Origin of the sequence: Flavobacterium lotistagni (genome assembly GCF_011392125.1) — a bacterium.
In the GTDB taxonomy this organism is placed as follows: domain Bacteria; phylum Bacteroidota; class Bacteroidia; order Flavobacteriales; family Flavobacteriaceae; genus Flavobacterium; species Flavobacterium lotistagni.
Window position 1 is genome coordinate 1 of the sequence record NZ_JAAJBU010000045.1, and the last position, 257, is coordinate 257.

The following is a 257-nucleotide window of genomic DNA, read 5'->3' on the forward strand; positions in this document are numbered from 1 at the left end:
ACGGAGCCGTAGCACACTGACCAGCATCAGGCGTGAAAGTGTAAGTTCCGGTTGTTGTATTATCTACAGTCGATGGCGACCAAGTTCCAGAGATTCCATTAGAAGAAACTAAAGGAAGAACAGGAGCTACATCACCAGAGCAGATTTCAGTATCCAAACCATTGAAAGTTGGCACCAATTGATTCACAGTTACTGTTACCACAAACGGAGCCGTAGCACACTGACCAGCATCAGGCGTGAAAGTGTAAGTTCCGGTT

1 pseudogene is annotated in these 257 nt (G+C 46.3%); it reads right to left on the bottom strand.

The features are described 5' to 3' along the window. Positions 1-257 (bottom strand): annotated as a pseudogene (locus G4D82_RS14630) (lectin-like domain-containing protein); the annotation flags it as partial.